At 35.0% G+C, this 19221-nt stretch carries 20 protein-coding genes and 1 other annotated feature (1 of these 21 running past the window's edge); of the genes, 7 read left to right on the top strand and 13 right to left on the bottom strand.

Translation table 11 applies throughout. The features are described 5' to 3' along the window. Positions 1–143, bottom strand: a binding site (T-box leader) (it extends 71 nt beyond the left edge of the window). A gap of 40 nt (positions 144–183) precedes the next feature. The 4 genes from ACZ76X_RS16200 to ACZ76X_RS16185 form a co-directional block, all read right to left on the bottom strand. Then, positions 184–960, bottom strand: coding sequence for a class I SAM-dependent methyltransferase (locus tag ACZ76X_RS16200; RefSeq protein ID WP_479850995.1), 777 nt, complete (start codon positions 958–960; stop codon positions 184–186). Between the two features lie 49 nt (positions 961–1009). Next, entirely contained in the window at positions 1010–1444 is a 435-nt protein-coding gene (locus ACZ76X_RS16195) for a BrxA/BrxB family bacilliredoxin (protein WP_098387880.1), read from the bottom strand. A gap of 83 nt (positions 1445–1527) precedes the next feature. Next, positions 1528–1911, bottom strand: a complete 384-nt coding sequence (locus ACZ76X_RS16190; RefSeq protein WP_479850994.1) for a thiol-disulfide oxidoreductase DCC family protein — start codon at positions 1909–1911, stop codon at positions 1528–1530. A 3-nt stretch (positions 1912–1914) separates the two neighbouring features. Beyond that, positions 1915–3042 carry a conserved virulence factor C family protein gene (locus tag ACZ76X_RS16185; protein ID WP_128294946.1) on the bottom strand — a complete coding sequence of 376 codons (1128 nt, stop codon included), beginning with the start codon at positions 3040–3042 and terminating at the stop codon, positions 1915–1917. A gap of 258 nt (positions 3043–3300) precedes the next feature. Here ACZ76X_RS16185 and ACZ76X_RS16180 point away from each other — a divergent pair, with 258 nt between their 5' ends. Then, positions 3301–4434 (top strand): FAD-dependent oxidoreductase, encoded by a 1134-nt coding sequence (locus tag ACZ76X_RS16180; RefSeq protein WP_479850993.1) that lies wholly within the window; start codon positions 3301–3303, stop codon positions 4432–4434. A gap of 122 nt (positions 4435–4556) precedes the next feature. Then, positions 4557–5150: a TetR/AcrR family transcriptional regulator gene (locus tag ACZ76X_RS16175; protein WP_479850992.1), complete on the top strand. Its 594-nt coding sequence runs from the start codon at positions 4557–4559 to the stop codon at positions 5148–5150. Between the two features lie 46 nt (positions 5151–5196). Here the strand turns inward: ACZ76X_RS16175 and ACZ76X_RS16170 are convergent, their stop codons facing one another. The 5 genes from ACZ76X_RS16170 to ACZ76X_RS16150 all read right to left on the bottom strand — a co-directional run bounded on the left by ACZ76X_RS16170 (position 5197) and on the right by ACZ76X_RS16150 (position 9554). Next, positions 5197–5535, bottom strand: coding sequence for a single-stranded DNA-binding protein (locus ACZ76X_RS16170; RefSeq protein ID WP_479850991.1), 339 nt, complete (start codon positions 5533–5535; stop codon positions 5197–5199). Between the two features lie 314 nt (positions 5536–5849). Further along, positions 5850–6104 (bottom strand): DUF4318 domain-containing protein, encoded by a 255-nt coding sequence (locus ACZ76X_RS16165; protein WP_479850990.1) that lies wholly within the window; start codon positions 6102–6104, stop codon positions 5850–5852. 103 nt (positions 6105–6207) lie between these two features. Next, the gene (locus ACZ76X_RS16160) at positions 6208–6939 is read right to left on the bottom strand and encodes a Bax inhibitor-1/YccA family protein (RefSeq protein WP_001260642.1); all 732 of its coding nucleotides are present in this window, start codon (positions 6937–6939) and stop codon (positions 6208–6210) included. A 75-nt stretch (positions 6940–7014) separates the two neighbouring features. Then, positions 7015–8910, bottom strand: coding sequence for an ABC-F family ATP-binding cassette domain-containing protein (locus ACZ76X_RS16155; protein ID WP_479850989.1), 1896 nt, complete (start codon positions 8908–8910; stop codon positions 7015–7017). Continuing rightward, positions 8907–9554 carry an HD domain-containing protein gene (locus ACZ76X_RS16150; protein ID WP_479850988.1) on the bottom strand — a complete coding sequence of 216 codons (648 nt, stop codon included), beginning with the start codon at positions 9552–9554 and terminating at the stop codon, positions 8907–8909. Before ACZ76X_RS16150 ends, ACZ76X_RS16155 begins: the two co-directional genes overlap by 4 nt. 109 nt (positions 9555–9663) lie before the next feature. Here ACZ76X_RS16150 and ACZ76X_RS16145 point away from each other — a divergent pair, with 109 nt between their 5' ends. Continuing rightward, a complete protein-coding gene (locus tag ACZ76X_RS16145) occupies positions 9664–10467 on the top strand; it encodes a hypothetical protein (protein ID WP_479850987.1) in 804 nt (267 codons plus the stop codon). 116 nt (positions 10468–10583) lie between these two features. Here the strand turns inward: ACZ76X_RS16145 and spoVS are convergent, their stop codons facing one another. Beyond that, positions 10584–10856, bottom strand: a complete 273-nt coding sequence (spoVS, locus tag ACZ76X_RS16140) for a stage V sporulation protein SpoVS (RefSeq protein ID WP_061678591.1) — start codon at positions 10854–10856, stop codon at positions 10584–10586. Positions 10857–11321: 465 nt separating this feature from the next. Here spoVS and ACZ76X_RS16135 point away from each other — a divergent pair, with 465 nt between their 5' ends. Then, the gene (locus ACZ76X_RS16135; protein WP_479850986.1) at positions 11322–11879 is read left to right on the top strand and encodes a preprotein translocase; all 558 of its coding nucleotides are present in this window, start codon (positions 11322–11324) and stop codon (positions 11877–11879) included. 145 nt (positions 11880–12024) lie between these two features. Here ACZ76X_RS16135 and ACZ76X_RS16130 read toward each other — a convergent pair whose 3' ends face one another. After that, a complete protein-coding gene (locus ACZ76X_RS16130; protein ID WP_479850985.1) occupies positions 12025–13626 on the bottom strand; it encodes a lipase family alpha/beta hydrolase in 1602 nt (533 codons plus the stop codon). 549 nt (positions 13627–14175) lie between these two features. On the opposite strand from ACZ76X_RS16130, the gene ACZ76X_RS16125 reads away from it, so the two are divergent. Next, positions 14176–15015 carry an arylamine N-acetyltransferase family protein gene (locus tag ACZ76X_RS16125; RefSeq protein WP_479850984.1) on the top strand — a complete coding sequence of 280 codons (840 nt, stop codon included), beginning with the start codon at positions 14176–14178 and terminating at the stop codon, positions 15013–15015. Between the two features lie 93 nt (positions 15016–15108). On the opposite strand, the gene ACZ76X_RS16120 is transcribed toward ACZ76X_RS16125, so the two are convergent. Both ACZ76X_RS16120 and exsG read right to left on the bottom strand, forming a co-directional pair. Continuing rightward, positions 15109–15318 carry a hypothetical protein gene (locus ACZ76X_RS16120; protein ID WP_479850983.1) on the bottom strand — a complete coding sequence of 70 codons (210 nt, stop codon included), beginning with the start codon at positions 15316–15318 and terminating at the stop codon, positions 15109–15111. A gap of 162 nt (positions 15319–15480) precedes the next feature. After that, on the bottom strand, positions 15481–15633 hold the full coding sequence (gene exsG, locus ACZ76X_RS16115; protein ID WP_000395678.1) for an exosporium protein ExsG: 153 nt from the start codon (positions 15631–15633) through the stop codon (positions 15481–15483). Positions 15634–15890: 257 nt separating this feature from the next. Here exsG and ric point away from each other — a divergent pair, with 257 nt between their 5' ends. After that, positions 15891–16598 (top strand): iron-sulfur cluster repair di-iron protein, encoded by a 708-nt coding sequence (gene ric / locus ACZ76X_RS16110; RefSeq protein ID WP_479850982.1) that lies wholly within the window; start codon positions 15891–15893, stop codon positions 16596–16598. Between the two features lie 208 nt (positions 16599–16806). Beyond that, entirely contained in the window at positions 16807–19212 is a 2406-nt protein-coding gene (gene nirB / locus ACZ76X_RS16105) for an NADPH-nitrite reductase large subunit (protein WP_479850981.1), read from the top strand. The last annotated feature ends 9 nt before the right edge of the window (positions 19213–19221 follow it).

Raw genomic sequence — 19221 nt, 5'->3', positions numbered from 1 at the left:
GGACAGGGGGCCTCGGCTTACTCTACTATTCGTTCAAGAAGCATCTCCGAAGTGCGCTTCATCTTTTTTTCCGCACTAGGCTCACACCCTCCCCAGCTCGCTTTCCTTCTAAAAAAGACTACTCTCTTCATCACAGACAGTATATTTAATTAATTATTGCTTATTATACATCTTTTCAAACAATTAGCAAGGGTCAATTACACCAAAGTGAAACTTAGCACTTTTTCTTTTATATACGTGAAAATTATGTTTTTCAAATCTAGAACTGCGGAAATGATCTTTCAGAACGACACGCTTTCTCGCCACACGCTTCGCTTCTGCAATTGTTTCGTCAGTAATATCATGATACAAAGCGAAGTGTTTTAATCCTTTTATTCCATCTGATTCTATAACAGTTTCTTCAAACATCGGATCAAGGTACACAACATCGTAACTATTGTCTTCACATTGTGTTAAAAATGCGTAATGCTCCGTTTGCTTCACATTGATTCGTTTCATTGCCTCATCAATTTCAGAAACAGATGAAGACCATGTTTTCAAACCGTTTTCCATAATATAAGCCATATACTCATTGCCCTCAAGTCCCGTTACTTTTCCGCTTTTACCAACAATGTAACTAGCTACAATACTATCTGATGCCATACCAAGCGTACAATCTAACACTGTCATTCCGCTCTCTAATTGCATGGCTTGTACAAATGGGTCGTGTTCCCCGCGCATTAATCTTTTCACACGAAACATCGCTGAGTTTGGATGAAAGAAAAACGACTCTTCCGTTCCTTTTGGATAAATAGCTAATCGATTTTTGCCTACAACAAGTACATCTTGTTCATACTGCTCATGCAGTTTATGTACTGGAATGTCGTTTCGTTTTACGAATGAACCATTTAATTCTACCGCTACCTTGTTTGCATAATCTGTCATTTCTTTATTCGTTCTTCCTGCTGTTGTTACTATCATTCTTTCACCTCTATATAAAGAAAAGAGGGAGATTTACTCTCCCCCTTCTTTAGCAATTCTTTTCAAAAGCTTGTTCTAAGTTCGTAATAATTTCGTCCATAGTTGCACCTTCAATTTCATGACGGTGAATGAAGTGAACAACTTCTTTTCCTTTTAATAATGCCATAGATGGTGAAGATGGAGGAATTTCTCCGAAGTATTCACGCATTTTTGCAGTAGCATCTTTATCTTGACCTGCGAATACAGTTACAAGATGATCAGGTTGTTTTTCAGCACGAACAACCGCTTGACCTGCTGATGGACGTGCTAAACCAGCTGCACATCCACAAACTGAGTTTACAACTACTAAAGTTGTACCTGTTGCGTTTTCCATAAATTCTGTTACAGCTTCCTCTGTAGTTAACTCTTCAAATCCAGAACGCACTAATTCTTGACGCATTGGGATTACCATTTGGCGCATGTATTCTTCATAAGCATTTGACATCTTGTAATCTCTCCTTCAACTTTCATTCCAAATTCATCATATCACGCTCTATTAATAGGTGCAAAAGAAAGATAACGATGATTTCATTTTTTTGGAGGGATTTCACAAACCCCACCGCGGCAATGTCCAACTGGGACAAGTTTTCTATTGTTAGCGATATAATCGTATACTTTACTTCCAAATCCGAGTACGATAGATAGTTTTATAAAAGGAACAGCAAACCAGTAAGATGGAACGGCCTTTGCTAATACATGTATGCTATTAATTCCGTCATACCACTTATTATTTTTTAAAATATACAATCTTTGTTCCATCTTGCTTTGTAGTTCTTGAGAAAGTTCATACTTCTCAACTACATCTTCATCTCGAAATGAAACAAAGTTCATTTTACCCTTTTTATCTAATTTTTTCGTACGTTCTGCAACCGCCGTACACATCGGACACCAACTATCATAGAAAACAATCATACATTATTCCCCTTTACGAGACTCCGTCATTTGTTTCCATACAGAACCTTTTGCTTCTTCTCCGCCTTCAATACGCTCTAATGCTAGACGCGCTTGCATCGCTACTTCAAACTCTGGATCATCTTGCGCTGCTTTTAAAGCCGGAATCGCACTTTCATCTCCAAGTTCAAATAAGAACATAGCTGCACGCCAGCGTACTAATTTACTTGAATCTTTCAGAGATTTAATCATAACAAACATCGCAGCTGGATCACCTACGTCTGATAAGCAATCACCCGCTGTACGTCGAACACTTACTGAACGATCTAATAATGCTTTATATAATAAAGGCAATACTTCATCACCTTTTACCATACCTAAATACGCTGTTGCTAAACGGCGGATCGAAACTTTTTCATCATCTAACGCCATCTTCAACACTGGAATATCTTCTTCAGTAGGATCCATTTGTTCTAATGCTGCAAAGCGTTTTTTCCAGTCAGCATCTTTCATCATCTCTTCTGTTACTTTATATGGTTCACGCTTTTGAATCGTTACTTCAACAGCACCTGCCTGGTTTAATAATTCTTTAACCGTTTCATTTACACGTTCCTCTGAATAAGCAGCAACAATTTCTTCTACTACTTCTTTCCCGATTTCTTCAAAGTTACCGTAACGTGTACTTTGTTCCACCCATTTACGTTCTTTTACAACGTTTGGTGCAGACATTTGCACTTTCATAATTGATTCTTTAAAACGATCAGGTAAGCCAACACGTTCTTCAGTCGTTCCATCTGTTAACTTTACTTGCATTGGAATTGTAAAGAACATTTGAACAAACACTTTTACTTCCCCAAAATGAGCAAGTTGTTGTTCTTCGCTTTCTTCTACTACCTCTTCGCCGAAAACAGCACGAACTTGTTGTAATAAAACTTTCCAGTCATACTTCGCATTTCGCTCCACTGCTAAAAAGTCGGCTACATGATATACACCTTTAATGCCTTCAATTTTCAAAATTTCTTGCACTTGTATTGGTGCTTGTTCTTTATTTTCATTTGTATAATTATTACGTGCTCCTGATGGTAATACTTCATTCAAAATAACTTTCATTGTATTTGGACTTGGCGTCGGTTCAATTGCTTTAATCTTCACGTAAAAAACTCTCCTTTATTGCATGTTCTTAGCTGTATTGTAACATGTTATCACTCTATACTCCTACTCGGATGCTTAATTTTACTATTTACTTTTCTACATTGCTGGGAAGTTTCATTCATTCTATTTTCACCTAATCGTTCCATAACTATAGTTAAAAGTATAATTGACAATTACATAAAAAGGGATTAACCTTAACTCATAAAATGACCACGGTCATTTTATGAACAAAGTCATTCAAAGGTGGAGTGATAGCAAATGAACAATGTCATAATTATTGGTGGCGGTATTGCTGGTCTATGTGCAGCAATTTCCTTACAAAAAATAGGAATAGAAGTAACAGTATATGATAAAAATACTGAGCCTACTGTTGCTGGTGCAGGTATTATCATTGCTCCAAATGCAATGCAAGCACTTGAACCATACGGAATTTCTGAGAGAATAAAAAAATTCGGCAACGAAAGTGACGGCTTTAAGCTTGTATCCGAAAAAGGAACTATTTTCAATAAATTGATTATCCCAGCTTGTTATCAAAAAATGTACTCTATTCATAGAAAAGATTTACATCAATTACTACTTTCTGAACTACAAGAAGATACTGTCGAATGGGGAAAAGAATGTGTAAAAATAGAACGCAATGAAGAAGACGCCTTAAAAATAGTATTTCAAGATGGTAGTGAAGCATTTGGCAATATACTGATTGCTGCCGATGGTATTCATTCTGTCATTCGAAAACAAGTAACACAAAGAGATAATTATCGTTATGCAGGATATACGTGTTGGCGCGGCGTAACTCCTACTAATAACATTTCTTTAACAAACGATTTTATTGAAACTTGGGGAACAAACGGTAGATTTGGTATCGTCCCACTACCCAATAACGAAGTATACTGGTATGCACTCATAAATGCGAAAGCTAGAGATCCAAAATACAAGGCTTACACAACAGCAGATTTATATAATCATTTCAAATCTTACCACAATCCCATACCATCTATATTAAATAATGCATCGGACGTTCATATGATTCATCGTGATATTGTAGACATTACACCAATGAATCAGTTTTTTGAAAAACGCATCGTCTTTATTGGGGATGCTGCCCATGCTCTTACTCCTAATTTAGGCCAAGGTGCTTGTCAGGCGATTGAAGATGCGATTATTTTGGCTGAATGTATTAAGAATAATGCTCATTATCGTCAAGCATTTATGGAATATGAACAAAAAAGACGAGATAGAATTGAAAAAATCTCAAACACTGCATGGAAAGTTGGAAAAATGGCGCAAATGGAAAGTAAACCTTTAACTATAATAAGAAACGAAGTAATGAAACGTATTCCGAAATGGATTTCTGAAAGGCAAGCTCATGAACTATACAACTTTCATTTATAACAAAAATAAGAAACAGCATTCTCTATCCTTCTTTCAATTACAATAAACTTAATAACGAAGTAAGATTTTATTTGAGATTATCTAGTGAACAGATATAATTGTTTGTGTTAGGAGTAGATTATATGCTGAGAGAAACGAGAAAAAAAGAATTAAAAGAACTTATATTCCTAAAAGCAGTACAACTCTTCCAAGAACGCGGGTACGAAAATGTAACGGTTCAAGATATTACTACTGCATGCGGGATTGCAAAAGGTACTTTCTTCAATTACTTTCCGAAAAAAGAAAACATATTATTATTTTTAGGTGATTCTCAAATTGAACTATGGAATGAAAGTTTAAAAACATATGAAAATGTAGAACATCCAAAAGAAAGAATTAAACTTGTTCTAGGAGACTTACTAGACCGTTTTACTGGACATGGTGATTTAATGAAGCACGCCGTCTTTGAGATTATAAAGTCTAATTACTTAGTAGAAAATGAAGTAAAAAGTATACATCAGCTACAAGAAGGTTTGTCTTCAATTATTACAGAGGCGAAAGAAACAGGAAAATTAAACAGCCAATGGGATATACATATTATCACTTCTACTATTATGAGTACTTATTTTTATACATTAATGTCCCATTCACTATTACATGCTAATGAAATAAACGCGAAAAATACACTCAATCAACAATTAGATGTTGTTTGGGAAGGGATCAACCAAAAATCATAGAGGGCTATACTACTAAGCCCTCTTAACTTTTTATATTCTTCTCCTCTTATTGTGATGCCCCTTCCCGCCTTTTCTCCAAAAATGTAATATTTTCAATCACAACTTCCGTTATATATATTCTCTTTCCTTGATCATCCTCGTAATTCCTCGTATGAATACGTCCGGTAATTCCAACAAGTGAACCTTTCGTACAATATTCAGTTACATTCTCAGCTGACCTTCTCCATACGACGCAATTAATAAAATCTACTTGCTGCTCACCTAAACTATTTCGAAAACCTCTATTCACCGCAACACATACTCGTGCATACGCGACGCCCTGCTTTGTGTAGTATAATTCTGGCCCCTTTGTCAATCTACCTATTAATACAACTCGATTCATCATAAGTTATACCACCTCACATATTTTTCTTCATTGTAAATAAAAATATATGAAGGGTAAAAAGCTTAAAATAATATATTTTAAAGTGAAAAAGATTATTTTTTTATGCTATAAAAGAAAAAAAGAAACCTTACATATTTTAAACATGTAAGGTTTCAAAATTTATCCCGCTTTAATGGGCAGTAAGATCCCCACCTCAAAATGCAGCGAAAGCAAAGAATTTAGGTGGGGGGTCGGGCTGCCCATTAAAGTCCGATTGGTGAGAGCTGATAATCAGTGGGGGGGATGAAGAACCCCCCACTGATTAAAGTTTCACTTTATACTTCACTGCATGAAATGTAATATCCACCGCGAGCCATCTTTATCTCAACGCGGTACATTACATTTTCTAAGTAAAAAGCAATCGGTTTAACTTTACTCTCAAATTTTAGTCTTTCATTACATTCAGCCGCATATCCCTCTATTGCTGAAGTAATAACTTCTGATGATGGATACGTTAAAGCATCATCTAGTTCTATGAAAAAACTTTTAGAAAATAGCTTTTTCATAATCCCTTTCTTCTCTTTCATCATATTCCATCCCCTTTAACTCAAGTTATCAACATCCATCTTATACCATAACATCAATTTATCTTTAAAAATAAAAAATCCTGCATTTTTCATGCAGGATTTTTTATTAGTCATTTTTCGTAAAGTAAGAAACGAAGCGAAGAATTTCTAAGTATAACCAAACTAATGTAAGCATTAGTCCCATTGCAGTGTACCACTCCATATATTTCGGAGCTTGACTACGTACACCATTTTCGATTAAATCGAAATCTAGTAATAAGTTTAATGCAGCAACTACGATAACAACTGCACTAATAATAATACCGATTGTACCACCTTGGTGAATGTACGGAACCGTTACACCAAACATGTTTAGTAGAAATACGACTAAGTACATTACCATAATTCCAAGTGTCGCTGCCATCACGCCTGTACGGAATTTATCCGTTACTTTTACTACGCGGGTTGCATATAACACTAACATTGCAAATAGAATTGAGATTGTTAGTAATACAGCGTTTAAAACGATAGAATCGCCAAACTTCATTGTATAAACAGCTGAAATACTACCTAATACAACCCCTTCTACCGCCGCATAGATTGGTGCACCAAAAGGTGAAATACGCGGGAAGAACATAGATGCAAATGCGATGATTGCTGCAACGATTAAAGCACCAATTAATACTGGCATCTTCATCGTACCCTCTATCATCTGTATGTATGAATAGACAGACGTTGCAAGTAGCAAGATAAGCATAATAAACGTTTTGCCCACTGTTCCGCCAATAGTCATCGCAGAAGCACTTGCTCCTTCTTTACGGAATGCCTCTTTTTTCAGCATTGGATTAGATGTTCTCATTTTTTCCCTCCTAAAATAGGTTCTACCAATAGTGTAAAGTTTTTCTCTTTACTTTTCAATATATGCAGCTTGTTTTTATTTTAATCCTTCAACAATGTCCGATAGTTCACTCCATCTTTCCATCGTTTTTTCTAGCTCTTCTTCTGTTTTTTGCTGTGCTTCAGATAATTCTTGTGCCTTTGTGAAATCAGAACCAACATTTGCAAGCTCTTCTCCGATTGACTCAAGTTTTTCTTCAAGTCCTGCAATTGTATCTTCAATTGTTTCCCATTCGCGCTGTTCGTTATATGAGAGTTTACGCTTACGTTGTTGTTTCGGTACTTCTTCTACTACTTTTTTCTCTTTTTGTACTTCCGCTTTCTCTATAAGTTCTCTCGTTTTTTCCATTTCTAAGTAATCCGTATAACTACCTAGAAATTCGCGCACTTCTCCTTCTCCCGTAAAGATGAACAATTCATCTACTACTTTATCTAAGAAGTAACGGTCATGCGATACAGTTAAAACGACACCTGGGAAATCTTCTAAATAATCTTCTAACACCGTTAATGTTTGTGTATCTAGATCATTCGTAGGCTCATCCAGTAATAGTACGTTCGGTTCTCCCATTAATATACGTAATAAGTATAAACGTCTTCTCTCACCACCAGATAATTTGCCAAGCGGTGTACCATGTGAATGTGGTGGGAATAAGAAACGTTCTAACATTTGAGACGCACCAATTACTTTTCCGTCTGTCGTATGAATGACTTCCGCGATCTCTTTAATGTATTCAATCATACGTTGATTTAAATTCATCTCTTCATTTTCTTGCGTATAATAAGCGATTTTCACTGTTTGCCCAACTTCAATTTCACCACTATCAGGAGATATTTTACCTGCAAGCATATTTAATAACGAAGATTTACCGCTACCATTCGCTCCAATAATTCCAATACGATCGCCTGGTTTCACAATATGATTAAAGTTGTTTAATACAGTTTTATCGCCGAATTTTTTCGTTACATCTTTTAACTCTAGTACTTTTTTCCCAAGACGGCTACCGCTAAGCGCGATATCAACTGACTGTTTTGCAGCTGGTCCTTCTTGACCTTTTAACTCTTCAAAACGTTGAATACGTGCCTTTTGTTTAGTCGAACGAGCTTTTGCACCACGGCGAATCCATGCTAGTTCGCGGCGATATAAGTTTTGACGTTTTGATTCCTGCGCAAGTTCTTGTTCTTCACGAAGTGCTTTCGCTTCTAAAAACGTACTATAATTTCCTTCATAACTATACAGTTTTCCATTATCTAATTCAAAAATACGATTCGTCACACGATCTAAGAAGTAACGATCATGGGTTACAAGTAATACTGCACCTGTATATCGTGCTAAATATTCCTCTAACCACTCAACTGTCTCATGGTCAAGATGGTTCGTAGGCTCATCTAAAATTAATAGATCTGGTGTTTCAATAAAACATTGTGCCATCGCAATACGTTTTTTCTGTCCACCAGATAAATTTCCAACAATTGCTGTGAAATCAGTAATTCCTAATTTCGTTAATAACGATTTTGCGTTCGCATTTGCTTCCCATGCACTCATCGCATCCATACGTTGTTGCACTGCAAATAATTGTTCCTGTACTTTTTCATTGCTTGGATCTTTTTCGATATGCAATAGCGCCTTTTCATAGTCACGAAGAAGACGAATTAAAGGTGTATCACCATGGAAGACTTGCTCTAATACTGTTAATTGCTCATCAAACTCCGGTTGCTGTGATAAATAACTAATTGTATACCCACGCGAATGAGTCATATCACCTGTGTCAGCAATTTCTGCCCCTGCAATAATTTTTAATAACGTTGATTTACCAGTACCGTTTACACCGATAATTCCGGCACGTTGTCCTTCTGCAATACTAAATGATAGTCCATCAAATAACGGTTTTTCTCCATATGATTTTGATAAGTTTTCCACAGTTAACATTTTCATATTTGTGCATTCCACTCTTTCATAAATTGTTCAATAAACTGTTCCATATAACGATGACGAACTTCCGCCTCTTGTTTTGCTGCGTTCGTATTCATTAAGTCTTTTAGTTTCAAAAGTTTTTCATAGAAATGGTTTAAAGATGGATCATTATTTTTTCTATATTCATCTTTCGTCATCACTTCACGAGGCGGAATAGTTGGATCATACATTAATCTCCCTTTCGCTCCACCATACGCAAATGTGCGAGCTATTCCAATTGCACCAAGTGCATCTAAGCGATCCGCATCTTGAACAATCTTCCCTTCAAGTGACTCTACTTTACCGCCATGACCACCTTTATAAGACATATTGGCGATGATATGAAGAACATGTTTACTTTCCTCTTCTTCCACATGTAACTCTTCTAACCAATCAGAAACTTTTTTCATTCCTGCTTCTTCACTTTCATTTAACTTCTCATCAGCCACATCGTGAAGTAATGCTGCCATTTCAACTATAAAACGATTTCCTCCTTCTTGCTCGGATAAAGAAATCGCCAGTTTATGTACGCGCTCAATATGATACCAATCATGTCCACTCGCATCTTTTTCTAAAATATGTTTTACAAAAGTAATTGTTTTTTGAATCTTTTCTTGTTTTGTCATTTTATCTTCACCCAGTTACTTATTGTAACACGCCCGCATTTTTTCATCACATATTTTCTTGTCCGCCCATACACTGGGTGGTAGGCATTATCATGAAGGAGGAATAAACATGTTCTATAATAATCAACCGCCTTACCCACAACAACCATTTTACCCTCAGCAACAGGAAGAACGGTATGAAGAACAATATGAGGAACAAGAACAACAATATGAACAAAATCCATACACAACCCCACAAAATCAAGAACAACAATTTCAACAAAACGCATACGACACACGTCCAAATTATGAATATCCTCAAAATCCATATGTAGCACCGCAAAATCAAGAACAACAATTTCAACAAAACGCATATGACACACGTCCAAATTATGAATATCCTCAAAATCCATATGCAACAACGCAAAATCAAGAACAACAATTTCAACAAAACGCATATGACACACGTCCAAATTATGAATATCCTCAAAATCCATATGTAGCATCGCAAAATCAAGAACAACAATTTCAACAAAATCCATACACAACTCAGCCGCAAATGTACCAACCAAACTATGACGCGCGTGTTTCACCCCCAGCACCACCAACAATTGATCCGACACAACCACAAATCTTACCACCAGGACCTACATTCGATATTACACAGCCTCAAATTTTACCGCCTGGACCAATTACAGAACCAACGCAGCAACAAATTCAACAAGTTGTCGGTACACAGTTTTTACCTTTAAAGAAACCTGTACTAGATTTCGTAAAACCTTGGGTAGATTACGGTTTAAATGAAGCAAAACATACATCACACAAACACGCTTTAACAGAAGTTGCGGCAATTATGTTTTTAGTTGGGAAAGGATTCAACCCGACGATTGCACATTATATTGTGGAATCTTGGGAGAAGAATGAGCAGTTTTAGCGTTATTCATTTCATTTTAAATAAAATAAAAAAGTGTCACAAATGCCTGATTTATAGCATTTGTGACACTTTTTATTTGTTATGTTAAATGACATTTCAATAGTGAATTAATGCAGTTACCTTTTCTTTCTAGGACCAATAATTAATTTAATCGCCGTTCTTTCTTGATCATTAATCGTAACCTCTTGAAATGCTGGAACGAAGGCTAAATCGATACCACTTGGAGCAACAAATCCTCTTGCGATTGCTATTGCTTTAATCGCTTGATTTAAAGAACCAGCCCCAATCGCTTGAATTTCTACATTTCCACTTGTTCTTAGTACACCTGCAATTGCACCTGCCACTGAATTTGGTTTTGATTTTGAAGATACCTTTAATATATTTTCCATGTAAGTTGCTCCCTCTATAATTTAATTACTCCTTCGTTGCGGTATAAAATATTTCAACGTATCTTTAACTTCTATTCACATCAAAAGTAAACAATGCTACATATGTACATTCATTCGATACTTTTCTTCTTCTTCCTGCCCTACTACGCAAATAAAGAGTAATAACTATAAACCCTAATATGCAATCTTTTAAACAATCACATCATCTCAACTGAGGATACTACTATTACTTTTGCAGGTGGAATTACAATAAGCACTTACCCTAAACCTCAATCATTCAAAAAAACTCCACTGATATTTTCACCAAATCATTAACCTTCTCTTCTTCCAAAACTATAGTAGCTACTATTCTATTACTTTATTTCATCGTATTAGTACTTTATACTCCCAAATCTATCACCTTATATATAAGACACGCATAAAATACTATGTGTATACAATTCATTCACAACAGGGGGTAATATATTGGGTTCATACTATCATTCTTCAAACTCCAATAAAAAATGTTCATGTAAATCTTCTTCTAGCTCATATAAAAAATGCTCATGCAATTCCTCTTCTAGTTCAAATAAAAAAAGCTGTCCGGCATACGGAACTTTTTGGCAAACTGAGTTTATAACTGTTCCTTTTGGAGATCCTTTTCCATTTAATCACGTTGGTCCTATAGCAGGAGGCGTTTCCTTACTAAATCCTACTACTATACAATTTAGTCAAGCTGGTGATTATAGAGTTTCTTTCATTTCAACAATTAACACTACTGTAAATCCTGTGTTTCCACATATTCCAGTCATGACTATATTTCTAAATGACAATCCACTTGCTAATAGTCAAGGTGACTTTGCTTTTCAAATGAATACTTCATCAAATAACGAATGCCTTCAACTAGCAGGCGAAACGATTGTTACAGTACCAGCTAATGCAACCCTTCAACTGAAAAATAATAGTGGTTTTAATCGTCAAAGTATTGCAACTTGTGATAATGGTATCAATTCAGTTGAATTAACAGTTATAAAACTAAGTTAATAATTATATTCACATTCAGATGCTATTTCAGCATCTTTTTTATTGAATAATGCTTTTCTGTTAATCTAGTAAACATGAAAAAAGTACCGAACTCTTCTACTGAAAAAGTTCGGTACTTTTTATATTAAAAGCTTCTCATTCCTTTTTATTTCTCCACATAAACTGACTTAACAATTGTACGACTATAAGGTTGTCCTTCTTTATTCATCCCTTTTATATCCATCGTAACGTTATATACTCCTGGTTGCTTTATGTCCTTCAAAGCACCCGTAAATGTATTGTTATTAACATTTTGTAATTCACTATATTCAGAGACTAGTTTTCCTTCTTTATTCACGACTCTTACCGTTATAGATAGATTCCCTTTCATTTCAGGTGCCACAGGTGATTTTTTCAGTTTATACTCAGATTTATTCGATTTAACTTTTGTAGGCATTTGGAGAACAAATGGCGCATCAGTCTCGTAATCGCTTACAACTAAATATGCATCTTTCGACTGCTTCGCCATCATTTTAACTTTCCATTCTCCTACATCCATTTTATCAAATTTAAATGTTCTAATTGTCGCACCATTAAAGAAAGATTCACCTTCGCCAGTAGTTATAACGCTATCTTTATTTGTATACATTTTTCCTTTTGGAGATATCATTTGTACTTCTACATTAGAAGAAGCAGTTAATATAGAAACGATTCCTTCCGCTTTTTTATCAACTGTAACAGTTTGCTCTATCCACTGATTTTGTGGCAATTCTCCTCCTAAAATGTTTTGATTTGAAGTTGTATTAAATTGTTCTATATTTTCATTTGAACTAGTGCTGGATGCTACTAAAGCTGGTACGGCTACATTTGATGTACGTAAATATGGTTCAATTCGCGAGAAAACAGCAGATCCTTTTCGTATGTTATCATGATCAAATCTGGAATCTGTAAATAAATGAGTTCCATACGGTAACTTAGCACTCCATTCATTTACTAGTCCATCATTTGAACCGTATGATGACAAATATAACCCGCCCATAGATAACGCAGAAAATACTGGTCCCCAACTAGTCCCAGTAGCAGTATAGTAACGGTTTAATTTAGCTGCTGGATTATTATCAATCGTTGAACGAAATTTTGCCATTTCCCCCATTTGTAATGAATACGTACCATCATCTTTTTGACCTAATATAGAAGCAAGCCATCCCGCCCACCAACTATATGATAAATCAGCTAAGTTTGATCCATGATGTGGCGTCGCAAGCGTAATAACATTTCCAACAAATCGATTTGCACCATATCCAACTAATGCAGCCTGTGTATCGATACCGCCTTTACTATGTGCTACAATATTAACTTTTTTACCGAAGTGATTATATATTTCTTCTAATTTTTGTGCTAACAATTTTCCGTTGTCCCACTGACTAGCTGACCCTTTTCCAGCAGCATCATATAATTGTATAAATACTGTTTGATAGCCTGCTTTCAAAGCATAGTCATACATATCATTCATATCGTGATACACTGTCTTCCCATACCAACTATCAGCATTCCCATTCCTTCCTTGTACAAAAAGAATTGGAGGTTTATTCTCATCATAATTTGCAGGTTTTTGGCCTAAAAACCAGTCTCCAGGTGTAAAGACTTCTTGATCTGGAAAACCTGTTTTAATCTCTTTTACAACTTCTGCTCGCACATTTGTGCTAATTATTGGAACCATGATAAAAAATACAATTAGTAAGGCAACATATCTTCTCATCAATCGCATGTTACTCCCCCCACTTTTTTTGAAAGAAGGTGCTCTTTGTAATTTTTTTATCTTCTTTCTTAATACTAGATAATCTTTTTACTTAAACAAAATCTTGTCCCTATTCCTAATAGATTACTAGTACCCCTTCTTCCTTAACACACGTTATTCTCTTTGTTTCCATCTCTTCCTTTTGAGAGAACACTATAAAAAAGTTTCTCAATAATTGTTAACCGTACTAAATCCAAATATCTTTAAATCATTATTGTCTATATAAAGTATACAAATCTTGAAAAAACTTTAGTAAAAAAACACTTTATTACCACCTAGTTATAAAAAAAGATTAATGAAGATATGTACTTTTATTTAATTTAATATAAAACAAACGAATAGAAGCTTATGCTGTAAGACTTTCCTACGATTAAAGATTAAACTGAAATTTCTAAATAGATAATAAGGTTTCCAGAAACATATATTATGATAATTTTCGCAGACTTGAATTAAACTTTTAGAAGTACTAACCTAGCGGTGAGCAGAAAAAAATTCTGTAAAAAGAAAGGAGAATGCTTTATGATGACCAATTTACAAAAGGAGTTTTTTAAACGACTAAAAATTCCTGCAAAAGAAATAACATTTGATGATTTAGATGAAATTCTCTTACAAATGGGATTGATTCTCCCCTATGAAAATCTCGATATTATGGCTGGTACTATTAAAGACATCTCAAAAAATAACTTAATAGAAAAGTTACTTATTCAAAAACGAGGCGGTCTTTGTTATGAATTAAACTCCTTATTGTATTACTTTTTAATGGATTGTGGGTTTCAAGTATATAAAGTAGCCGGTACTGTTTATGATCTTTACGATAATAAATGGAAACCCGATGATGGTCATGTCATTATCATATTAAATCATAATTATAAAGATTATGTTATAGACGCAGGTTTTGCATCTCATCTACCTTTACATCCAGTCCCTTTTACCGGAGAAGTCATCTGTTCTCGAACGGGAGAATATCGAATTCGCAAACGAACTACCCGAAAAGGTACACACATTTTAGAAATGAGAAAAGGAGCTAACGGGGAATCTACAAATTTCTTGCAATCTGAACCTTCACACGAATGGAAAATAGGCTATGCTTTCACTTTAGATCAAATAGATGAGAAAAAGGTGAATAACATTCAAAAAGTGATTGTAGAGCATAAAGAATCTCCTTTTAATAAAGGAGCTATTACTTGTAAATTAACTGATTATGGTCACGTATCATTAACAAATAAAAATTATACAGAAACCTTTAAAGGCACAAAAAATAAACGACCAATAGAATCAAAAGATTATGCTCGCATTCTTCGTGAATCTTTCGGAATAACACAAGAAAAATATGTAGGAAAAACACTAGAAAGAGGATAGTTGACTAGAAGTATTTCATAATAAAGCAGATTCCATATTTAGAATCTGCTTTATTTTATATTTTGTTATAGAGAAATTTTTTGATGGTATCCTTTAATTTTCAATGATATACTCATCATCATATTTATCATATTGGAGGCCTGATCCTATTTTTGTTTCCGTAACTTGATCTCTTAAAAACGGTGCAGATTCCATTTTGCTAGTTGCAATTTCAATTCCATATTTTTTCGTTAAATGGGCTAATTCTATTAAAAACCACTCTCTTCGTAATGTAACTGGAATATCAAATGTTCTTCTTTTCATATATAATAGCACCTCTTTAATTTTCATAACTTAAAAAACATTATAGTATATGCATGTCCATTCTAAATGTGCTATTACTAAAATAACATTTTAGTTTACATAAAATAATTATGTATTAGTAGAAAGAGGCTTGTCCGCCTCTTTCTACTATAGAGATTTAAATTAAGAACATCTTGGTACACCTAAAGCTAAGAATAAACCTGCTACTCCCGCAGTAATCGGTACTTTTAACGTAATAACATCGTCTACTTTCGTTACTAAAAAGAAAGCATTACCTTCTTGTAATATACAAGTTACCAACAATTGGAATTCCATTCAAATCTCCTCCTTTCAATCGGTATATTATACTTTATGGATTTTTTTCAAAAAATGTAATAGGAAATATATCCATTTTCTCCTATATGCAAATAAATGTTCATCAGTCTATTAAAAATATTAATGTCCTCTGTTAAATACCACTTCTATTATCCTCAAAACTGACACATTATAAGTGATTTCAATCACCACGTTGTTTTTCATTTATTGCTATTCTTAATTTAGATATTACATTTAAACTTTATGGAGGCATTCATATGGAACGTATATTTACTGAAACTTCTATTGTTGGTGAGATTGTTACACAATTTCCGAAGGCTAGTGATCTTTTTAAATCATATAGAATAGATTTTTGTTGTGGCGGTAATAAGCCACTTATTGATGCAATTCATGAAAGAAATTTATCGACTTCTAAAGTACTTACAGAGTTAAATACGCTTTATCGTAATACGAAACGATTAAATGAATCTGAAATTGATTGGAAAAATGCTTCTTATCGTGAATTGATTGATTATATAATTCATAAGCATCATCGTTATTTAAATGAAGAGTTACCACAGTTAAGTCCATATGTGACGAAAGTCTTACGCGTTCATGGAGCGAATCAGCCTCATTTAGCTCAAATTCATAAGCTATTTCATGAACTTAAAATGGAATTAGAACAGCATTTAATTAAAGAAGAAACGGAAGATTTCTCATTAATTTTAGAATTTGAACAAAATCCAACCGATGAAAACTATGCAAAGTTACGTAAAGTAGTAGATGAACTAGAAAATGAACACAATCATGCCGGAAATATTATAAAAGAACTTCGTAAAGTAACAAATGACTTTACGCCTCCAGAAGGCGCATGCGGCACTTATCGACTTGTTTACCAACGCCTTGAAGCGCTAGAGTCTGATTTATTTGAGCATATTCATTTAGAAAATAATATTTTATTTCCGCGTGCCATTACGAAAGCATAATTCAAGTGCAGGACATGAGTATACATACTTATGTCCTGCTTTTTCATTTTGCAAAACATATCCACATCTCCCTCACAGAAACTCGAATCTTAACAATTTGTGAATTATTATAAAAGTGTGATAAATATCACATCTCCCTCTTTTTTGATTTTCTATAATAGAAATATAATCCTTTGTTCAATATTTCACATAAAAAGGGGAAACGAAAATGAAAAAACGTTTAGTTATGATCGGAAATGGTATGGCTGGCATACGCTGTATGGAAGAAATATTAAAATATGATAGTGATTCATATGAGATTACTATTTTTGGAGATGAACCGCATCCAAACTACAACCGCATTATGCTCTCTCATGTTTTACAAGGCAAAACAAATATGCAAGATATCATTATGAATGAATACAGTTGGTATGAAGAAAACGAAATAACTTTGTATACAAATGAAAGAGTTCAAAGTATTAACCGAGAAGAAAAAATTATTATTACAGAAAAGAATCGTACTGTTACATATGACAAACTCATTATCGCAACAGGTTCTAGTGCTTTTATTTTACCCGTTGAAGGCTTTACTCTTCCTGGTGTAACAGGATTTCGAACTATTGAAGATACACAATTTATGATTGATACTGCTAAAGAAAAGAAAAAAGCCGTAGTCATTGGTGGTGGATTACTTGGTTTAGAAGCCGCAAGAGGTCTAATTGATTTAGGAATGGACGTACATGTTGTTCATTTAATGCCTAGCTTAATGGAGCAACAACTAGATACGAAAGCAGCTTCTCTTCTGCGTGAAGATTTAGAAGCACAGGGCATGAAGTTTTTAATGGAAAAGAAAACTGTAAAAATTCTTGGTACAGATCATGTTGAGGGCATTCAATTTGAAGATGGTGAAGTTGTAGACTGTGATTTAATCGTAATGGCTGTCGGAATACGACCAAATACGAAAATAGCAAGAGATGCTGGTCTAATAGTCAACCGAGGTATTGTAGTCAATGACTATATGCTAACAAATGATGAATCCATTTATGCAGTTGGCGAATGTGCAGAACATGATGGTATCGCATATGGACTTGTTGCCCCTCTTTATGAACAAGGCACAATATTAGCGAAACATATAACAAATTTACAAACAAATGGATATACAGGCAGTATCGTTGGTACGCAATTAAAAGTTGCTGGTTGTGATTTATTCTCTGCCGGCCAAATTCATGAAGATGATCAGACGAAAGCAATATCAATCTTTGATGAATGTAAACGTTCCTATAAGAAAGTATTAATTCGCGACAATAAAGTTGTCGGTATCGTTTTATATGGTGACGCCGCTGATGGTACACGCCTCTTTAGCATGTTAAAGAAAGAAGAAGATATACAAGAATATACAGCCGCTTCCCTTCTTCACAAAGCTGGTGAAGAGAGTGAACTTGACGTTGCTACAATGAGTGCGGATGACACGATTTGTGGATGTAATGGTGTTACGAAAGGTACAATCGTTCATGCCATTTTAGAGCAAGAGTTAACTACTTTTGAAGAAGTAAAAGGATGCACGAAAGCCGCAGGATCTTGCGGAAAATGCCGTCCGCTTGTGGAACAAGTTTTATCTCATACACTCGGAGATGCTTTTGATGCTTCTGCGCAGTCTACTGGTATGTGTGGATGTACAACTTTATCACGTGATGATGTCGTAGCAGCCATTCACGAGAAAGGTTTAAAATCTCCAAAAGAAGTACGAAATGTTCTTGGTTTTGCACAGGAAGACGGCTGTTCAAAATGTCGCCCTGCTTTGAACTATTATTTACGTATGGCGATTCCAGAAGAATATGCAGACGATAAATCATCTCGTTTCGTTAATGAAAGAATGAACGGTAACATCCAGCACGATGGTACATTCTCTGTTATTCCACGTATGTACGGTGGTGTTACAACAGCAGATGATTTAATGAAAATTGCTGAAGTTGCGAAAAAATACGATGTTCCTCTTGTGAAAATTACAGGCGCGAGCCGAATTGGCTTATATGGTATTAAGAAACAAGATTTACCTAACGTATGGGCTGACTTGCATATGACTTCGGGATATGCGTATTCAAAATCGCTTCGTAATGTCAAATCCTGTGTTGGTTCTCGCTTCTGCCGTTTCGGTACGAAAGATTCATTAGGACTTGGTATGCTACTTGAACAATCATTAGAAATGGTAGATACACCACATAAAATGAAGATGGGTGTAACAGGCTGTCCACGTAACTGTGCGGAAGTATTAACGAAAGATTTTGGCGTTGTATGTGTCGAAAATGGATACCAACTTTATATTGGCGGAAATGGTGGTACAGAAGTACGTGAAGCTGATTTTGTAATGATCGTCCCTACTGAAGATGATGTCCTTCGCATCGCTACAGCTTACATGCAATATTATCGTGAAACTGGTATTTATGGAGAGCGTACTGCCTACTGGACAGAACGATTAGGCTTCGATCACATAAAAGAAATACTACAAGATACAAGTATGGTTACTACGTTAAATGAACGCTTCCAAACAGCTCGTAGCACATATACGGAAGCCTGGGGACATGCACTAGAAACGAAGTCATTAAAAGCGATGTATGAAGTAGCAACTGTGAAATAAGGAGCTGTG

This window comes from Bacillus sp. BC05(2025) (assembly GCF_056725905.1).
Note: the sequence above shows the minus strand (reverse complement) of the source record. Positions and strands in the feature narration are given on the sequence as shown.